Raw genomic sequence first — 1,631 nt, 5'->3', positions numbered from 1 at the left:
GGTCGCGGTAGGAAAGGCAGTCGCCTGCCTCCCCCCGCACAGATCCGTACGTGCGGCATTACCGCATACGGCTCCTGCCTTGGGTCTTGACGCCAAAGCGGACTACTGGATAAGGATGCATCGGCAGATGCCGGGGGTAGGGTATGAACACCCTGGCCAGGGCCTTCAGACGCTCCCAGGTCAGCCTGTGTCGCTGGCCTCTCCGTCTCAGGGCATGCATCCAGGCCCCGATGATCTCGCGGCGGAAGGCTTCCACCTGCCGCGTGTTCCCCGGTACATGGAAGTAGTTGCAATGCCCTCTATAGAGCCGGCCCAGCCAGCACCCGAGCGCCTGGATCGGCTCGTGTCGGCGCCTGTGCAATGTCTCGCGGATATCCCTGAGTGTGGCGGCCATGCGTTTCCTGATGGTCTTGCGCCCCACCTCGAACCGACCGTTCCTGCCACGCGAGCAGTAGTGCGTGAAACCCAGGAAGTCGAAGGTTTCGGGTTTTCCCTCGCCTCGCTTGCGCCGATCCTCCACAGCAAACCATCCGAAACGCAGCAGGCGGGTCTTGCCGGGGTGCAGCGTCAGACCAAAGTCGGCAAGACGCCTTTCCAGTGCCCGATGAAACCGCACCGCTTCGGCGCGGCTCTCGAAACCCAGGACGCTGTCATCCGCATAGCGGACCACAATCATGTCTCCCCGGGCGTGTCGCCGTCTCCATTGGCACCCCCACAGATCCATCACGTAGTGCAGGTAGATGTTGGCCAGCAGCGGCGAAATCGGGGCACCTTGCGGAGTCCCCTGCCTCGCCGGGATCCGACGCCCATTCTCCATCACTCCCGTGCGCAACCACCGGGCAATCAGTCCGAGGATTCGCCGGTCGGCGATCCGGTGCTCCAGGGAGCACATCATCCAATCATGGTCGATGCTGTCGAAGAACGAACGGATGTCGACATCCAGAATCCATCTGACCCGGCGTGTCTGTATCCCGACAGACAGCGCGTCCAATGCATCATGCTGCCCTCGACCAGGGCGAAATCCATAAGAGAATCCCAGGAAGTCCTCTTCGTAGATCGCTTCCAGCACCCTCGCCACCGCCATCTGGACGATCTTGTCCTCCAGCGCCGTGACGCCCAACAGGCGCTCGTTGCCATCGGCCTTCGGGATGCTTACCCGTCGTACCGGCCTGGCCCGATAGCGGCCTGTGTGCACACGACGGTGCAGTGCTTCGAGCCTGGGAAGAAGACCCTGCTCATAGTCCCGCCACGAAACCCCGTCGACCCCACTGGCTGCTTCCCGCTTGAGCGCATGGAAGCTCTCGTGCAGCAATTCAACCGTGATGTGGTGCAACAGGGCCGTGAAACGCGCTCGCCGATCCAGGCGAGCTACTCGACGTATCGCGGGCAGCCCTGACAACGCACGGGGCCGGCTCTGCGTCCGGGGTGCGGAAGACGGCTCGCGATTTCCCTTGGCCAACCCCCTTCCCTCCATCGTCTCCGCCGGGCCAAGCCCCTTGTTCGACGACTTCTCCGGTACTATGGGGTTGTCCGACTTCTCGCCCGCGTAGGCGGCAGGCGTTCGGCTTGTGGCCTTTCCTGCCCCGTCTGGCTTGTCGGCACCAGACACGGGCGAGACCTCCCAGCTTCCG

At 63.4% G+C, this 1,631-nt stretch carries 1 protein-coding gene; it reads right to left on the bottom strand.

The window, feature by feature from the left end:
- Window positions 1-58: 58 nt before the first annotated feature.
- Window positions 59-1,631: group II intron reverse transcriptase/maturase (gene ltrA / locus ACYVD0_RS11005; RefSeq protein ID WP_460426858.1), on the bottom strand; the 1,573-nt coding region annotated here is incomplete at its 5' end.

The sequence above is a fragment of the Azotobacter armeniacus genome (assembly GCF_054779355.1).
This window is presented reverse-complemented; position numbering and strand designations above follow the sequence as displayed.